The 6198-nt window shown below is 39.1% G+C and carries 5 protein-coding genes; all 5 read left to right on the plus strand.

Translation table 11 applies throughout. The features are described 5' to 3' along the window. Window positions 1-43 precede the first annotated feature (43 nt). The 5 genes from QME58_08405 to QME58_08425 are packed head-to-tail and all read left to right on the plus strand — an operon-like array spanning window position 44 to window position 5848. Window positions 44-1366, plus strand: coding sequence for a TolC family protein (locus QME58_08405; protein ID MDI6803853.1), 1323 nt, complete (start codon window positions 44-46; stop codon window positions 1364-1366). 18 nt (window positions 1367-1384) lie between these two features. After that, window positions 1385-2638, plus strand: coding sequence for an efflux RND transporter periplasmic adaptor subunit (locus QME58_08410; GenBank protein ID MDI6803854.1), 1254 nt, complete (start codon window positions 1385-1387; stop codon window positions 2636-2638). Window positions 2639-2650: 12 nt separating this feature from the next. Then, a complete protein-coding gene (locus tag QME58_08415) occupies window positions 2651-3355 on the plus strand; it encodes an ABC transporter ATP-binding protein (GenBank protein ID MDI6803855.1) in 705 nt (234 codons plus the stop codon). 1 nt (window position 3356) lies between these two features. Further along, window positions 3357-4580 carry an ABC transporter permease gene (locus tag QME58_08420; GenBank protein MDI6803856.1) on the plus strand — a complete coding sequence of 408 codons (1224 nt, stop codon included), beginning with the start codon at window positions 3357-3359 and terminating at the stop codon, window positions 4578-4580. Between the two features lie 11 nt (window positions 4581-4591). Further along, window positions 4592-5848, plus strand: a complete 1257-nt coding sequence (locus QME58_08425) for an ABC transporter permease (GenBank protein MDI6803857.1) — start codon at window positions 4592-4594, stop codon at window positions 5846-5848. Window positions 5849-6198: the final 350 nt, after the last annotated feature.

The following is a 6198-nucleotide window of genomic DNA, read 5'->3' on the forward strand; positions in this document are numbered from 1 at the left end:
GTCAAATATGTAAATTTTTAATAAAATTATGGAGAATTATTGAATGCTCATTAGAAAATTATCAGCTCTTTTAGCTATCTTAACTGCTTTTTCGTTTGGTCAAACTTCTAAAAATGTAATAAATCTGGATAAAGCAATCGAAATGGCGCTTCAACGGAATATCACAGTCCTTCAATCTAAAAACAATGTCGAGTCGCAGCAAAGTACATATCAATCGGCAATTGGTGGCTTGCTTCCCAACTTGAATGCAAGCGGGTCGTTCAACCGAACACAGAGTTGGCAGGAAGTAACGGGTTTGTTGGGTGATCAAACTCTTTTTTCTGCGAGGAATTTATACTCAAGCGGAATATCGAGTAATGTAACGTTGTTTAATGGCTTTGCAAATATTGCAAATGTCAATCGTTCAAATTCAAATATCAGGTCATCAGAATATTCATTCGAAAGGGTGAAGCAAAGTATTATTTACCAAACACACCAATTGTTTCTGAATGTGGTTCGCACACATCAATTGTTGAAAGTAAACGAAGAAAATTTAAAAAGAAGCAACCGACAATTAGAACGAATCGAAGAAATGAATCGTGTAGGTGCTGTTTCCTTAGCCGATGTTTACCGTCAGCGGGTAACAACCGGGAACGACGAACTCGCATTCATTAACGCACAAAATAATTTTGAAAAAGCTAAAGCCGATTTAGCATTGTTTTTATCGATTGACACACCACACGAATTTGATGTTGCGGGAGTTTCAATCGAAGTAGATACTTCCGAGTTTGCTTTGGTAATCGAAAAATATCGGGATAAAGCTGCGTTAGCTAAAATAGCTATTGAGTCGCGTCCCGATTATCAATCTACCACACAGAATGTACGCTCAGCCCAATCTTCATTAACGATTGCACGCTCGGGGTTATATCCTATCGTAAGTGCAAATGCTTCATACGGTTTATCAGATAACGAGTTAGCAAATATTTCGGATAACCGTTCGCTTTCGACAGGAGTTACATTATCGCTTCCAATTTTCAGCGGATTCCAAACAAAGAATGCAATCGAACAGGCAATAATTACTCAACGTAACGCTGACGATCTGTTAAAGCAGAACGAACGGCAGATATCAGTCGATATTCAAAAAGCACAACTTGATATCGAAGCGGCACAAAAGCAGGTTAAGGTTACGCAGGCAAGCGTTTTCTCTGCTGAAATGGATCGCAAAATAGCTGAAGAAAAATATAATTTAGGCGCCGGAACTTTATTGGATTTGTTGATAGCAAGTGCAAATTATATTAATGCGCAAAGTAATCAAGTTAATGCAGCAATCTCGTATTTGCTTTCGAAGAAACAAATGGAATATGCGCTAGGCACAATTTCAAATTAAATAAAAAGGTTTTTCAAAATGTCAAACAATAAAAAAAGTAAGAAGAATAAAATAATAATCTTTTCCATTTTAGGATTGGTAGTTGTGGCGCTTGTTCTGGTAGTAATATTGGGCAGCAAAAAAGTTCTGATAATATCGGTGCAAACCGAAAAAATTGAAAAAAGAACACTGACTCAATCGGTTACTGCAACAGGAAAAATTTATCCTGAAGTTCAGGTAATCATCACTCCTGAAGTAAGCGGCGAAGTTGTTTTCTTGGCTGTTCGCGACGGGCAAAGAGTAAAAAAGAACGATGTGCTACTTAAAATTAAACCCGATTACTATGCAGCCCGGCGTGATCAAATGGCAGCCGGTGTTGCCTCCAGCACTGCATCGTTGAATCGTGTTCGTTCAGATTATAGCCGAATCAAAGATTTATTCGAGAAAAAATTAGTTTCGGATGCTGAACTTGAACAATCGAAAACGGCTTACGAAGTTTCAAAAGCCCAATACGACCAAGCTAAAGCAGCGTTGAATCAAACAGAAGAAGATTTAATGAAAACAACTATCCATGCGCCGATGGAAGGGACTGTAACTCAATTGAAAGTTGAATCAGGCGAGCGAGTGTTAGGCACAAGTCAATTTCAGGGAACCGCAGTGATGACGGTTGCTGACCTTTCGCGAATGGAATGCCGCGTTGATGTTGGTGAAAATGATATAGTATTAATTTCGATTGGCGATACTGCACGAATTGATATAGATGCTTTCCCGAATCGAAAGTTTAATGGTGTTGTTTATGAAATAGCAAACACTGCTAAAACCAAAGGTTTCGGAACTCAGGAAGAGGTAACGAATTTCGAAATTAAAATACGAATCATTGATAAAGATGTGTTACTCAGACCGGGAATGTCGATGACTGCAAAAATTGAAACCGACAGGCGGCAGAATGTGCTGACCGTTCCGATACAATCAGTAACTACACGTATGCCTAAAAAAGATGAAAAGAAAAAAGAAGGTGAGGAATCCCCCGATGTTGTTATCGTAACACTCGAAAAACTTAAGAAGAAAGATGAGCCTGCAGTAAAAGAAGTTGTTTTTCTGTATAACGAAGGCACAGTGAAAATGGTAGAAGTACAACGTGGAATTTCAGACGATTCGTATATCGAGATTACAGAAGGACTAAAAGAAGGCGATCAGGTTATTTCAGGCAGTTACAAAGCTATCAGCCGCGAGCTCGAAGATGGGTCAAAAGTAAAACTTGATTTTGAAAAGAAGAAAACAACAAAACAATAAACGATTGGTGAAATGGAAATTATTAAATTACAACAAATAAAAAAATACTATGATATGGGTGGCGCCGAAGAAGTGCACGCTCTGCGCGGTATCGATGTTAATATCGGTCAAAATGAATACGTTGCCATAATGGGACCTTCAGGTTCGGGCAAATCTACATTGATGAATATTATCGGGTGTCTGGATACACCTACGACCGGTTTGTATGAATTCAACAAAGTGAATGTGAGCGACATGAATGACGACCAGTTGGCGAAAATTAGGAATAAGGAAATCGGGTTCGTGTTTCAAACTTTCAATCTATTAGCACGCTCCAATGCGTTACATAATGTTGAGTTACCTCTGATTTATGCTGGAATAAATAAATCGGAACGACGCAAGTTAGCTATGCAAGCTTTGGAACAGGTTGGGCTTGCCGACAGAGTAATGCACAAACCTAACGAGCTATCGGGCGGGCAGCGGCAGCGTGTGGCAATTGCGCGGGCTTTAGTTACCCATCCGTCGATAATTCTTGCCGACGAGCCAACAGGAAATTTGGATACAAAAACCGGCGATGAAATTATGTTGCTCTTTGAAGAAATTCATAAGCAAGGTAATACGATTATCCTTGTTACACACGAAGAGTATATTGCCGAGCACGCTAAACGTATCATCCGGCTGCGTGATGGTTTAGTTGAAGTTGATGAACATGTAAATCGTCGTAAAATAGTAAATTAAAATGAATTTCCTGTTTGAAATAAAAGAAGGACTGAGGATTGCTTTCTATGCAATTCGTTCAAATAAAATGCGTTCAGTGCTAACCACACTTGGCATCGTTATTGGAATTGTCTCTGTAACGATGATGGCAACAGCAATCGAGGGTGTCGATCGTAAGTTTCAGGAAAGTGCCTCGGCTTTTGGTGCAAATGTTTTATACGTTCAAAAATTTCCTTGGGTTGGTCACGACGATTGGTCGATTTACCGCAACAGGCGCGATATCCCATTAAAAGTTGCTGAAGATATTGAACAACACGCCACGATGGTCGAAGCTGTTGCAGCAAACGTCATCACAGTTCGTCCAACTCAATTTGAAGAAAGGAATATGAAAAATGCCTTTATCACAGGCACAACCGATCAATATATTTATGCTTCAGGAACGAATGTATCCGATGGCAGATTTTTATCTCAAGAAGAATCCAACGGGGGGCGCCCGGTGTGTGTTATCGGAGCAAATGTAGTCGAAAATTTATTTCCCAATCAAGACCCGATAGGGAAGTTTGTGAAAGTCGGCTCGCTCCCTTATCAAATTATTGGTGTGTTGGAAAAACAAGGAGGTCTTTTCGGAAAATTCACATCCGACAATCGCGTTTATATTCCTCTCAAATCATTTATGAATCAATTCGGTTCAAAGCGCGATGTTACGATAAATATTGCCGCTAAAAAAGGTGCCGACATAGAAGATGTGAAAGAAGAATTAAGAGGAATAATCCGAAAATCACGCGGTTTAAAACCCTCGGATGCGGATGATTTTAATTTAAACGAACAAGAATTGTTGGTTACTACTTTTTCGGGCTTCACCGCTGTAATTGCTGCAGTAGGTTTTTTTATTACCGGCTTGTCGTTGTTTGTAGGCGGCATCGGTATAATGAATATTATGTTCGTGTCGGTTACCGAACGGACAAAAGAAATCGGAATTCGAAAAGCGATTGGCGCCAAACGGCGAACGATACTTATTCAATTTCTCATCGAGTCGTCTATAATTTGTTTGTTAGGCGGTTTGTTAGGTCTGATTATTTCCTACCCACTCAGTTTACTTGCCGATAAAATTTTGCCAACAGCGATGCCTCTTTCGATTGTAGGTATTGCAATTATCATCTCATTAGTAGTTGGTGTAGTATCAGGATTTTTACCAGCTTACCGTGCTTCACGTCTAAATCCGGTTGATGCCTTACGATATGAATAAAAAAGATTAATATGAATTTTATTTTAGAAAGAATATTTTCAGAAATCAGAGAAAGTTTTATAATGGCATTGGTTGCCATTCGCATTAATAAATTGCGTTCAATCCTTACTCTGCTCGGTATCGCAGTTGGCGTGTTTTCAATTATCGCTGTGATGACAGCAATGGGAGTTTTAGTAAACTCTGTTGAAAGCGGAATGACGATGTTGGGGTCGCACACTTTTCAAGTTCAGCGTTTCCCAAGTTTTCAGATGGGCGACGGAAGCCGAGCTAAATTCAGAAACAGAAAAAAAATTACTATCGAGCAAGGCGTAGCTGTTAAACAAAATGCTACGCTCGCTGCTGCTGTAGGTATCGAAGCTTGGGAATCGGGGAAAACTGTTAAATCAATTCGCGGCGAAAAAACCAATCCGAATGTCAGTTTAGTTGGCGAGGATTTAGAAGGATTTGTTACAAACAACTGGTCGATAAATGATGGACGACTATATACAGAAGAAGAATTGGCAAGCGGACGATTTTTAGCAATTGTTGGAGAAGATGTAGTTAACAAATTGTTTTCAAGAGTAAACCCTATCGGTGAAGCAATTAGGATTGATGGCTATGAATACAAGATTATCGGTGTGGTTGAAAAAAAAGGGCAGCGGTTAGGTGGTTCTCAAGATAATTTCATAGCTATTCCGCTATCTACAATGCTGCGCGTATATGGTAAAGAACGCGATGTTCATATTATGGTACAGGCAAAAAGTCCTGAAGCTTATGACGATTGCGTTGAACAAGTGAGAGGAATTTTACGAACAGAGCGGCAAGTTCCTCCAGGTTCAGATGATGATTTTCATATCTTTTCAAATGATTCTCTCATCGAGCAATTTAATGATATAACTTATTATGTTCGTCTTGGAATAATGTTAATCAGTGCCATTGCACTAATCGCAGCGGGTGTTGGAATTATGAATATAATGTTAGTTTCAGTAACTGAAAGAACACGCGAGATAGGGATTCGAAAAGCTGTCGGTGCTAAAAGAAGTAATATTCTTACACAGTTCATACTTGAGGCTATTATACTATCCGAAGTTGGTGGAATTATTGGAATCCTTTTGGGAATATTAGGCGGGAATATGGCAGCATTGCTGATGAGCGTTCCACCGGTTATTCCTTTCGATTGGGCTTTTATCGGATTAGCAGTATGCTCGCTTGTTGGATTAACTTTCGGAGTGTATCCCGCTTGGAAAGCTGCAAATTTAGACCCGATAGATGCGCTGAGATACGAGTAAGTCCTGCTGATACGTAATCAATGTATAAATGGAGTAATGGAGTAATGAGCCGAGTTAATCCGTTAACTAATTTATGGGGAGACTCTTTTTTATTATAGTTTGGAAGTTTGTTAATATACACTCAATATTTTCTTGTGTGCCGTACAATGGGTTGCTGCATCGGGAAGGACAAGAGTTCGGGATCCAATCCGAATGTTGAGCGGGTAAGCACGATGAGACTAATGGGAAAAGATTATTATTTCCACAAAAAATAAAAAGTTAAAAAAAACCTTGACTAAAACTCAAAAATAATATATGGGCATCTCTAAAAATTAGTTTTGACGAAAATATTTATTTGCATTTGAAAAATC

The organism is Bacteroidota bacterium (assembly GCA_030017895.1).
GTDB lineage: Bacteria > Bacteroidota > Ignavibacteria > UBA10030 > BY39 > JASEGV01.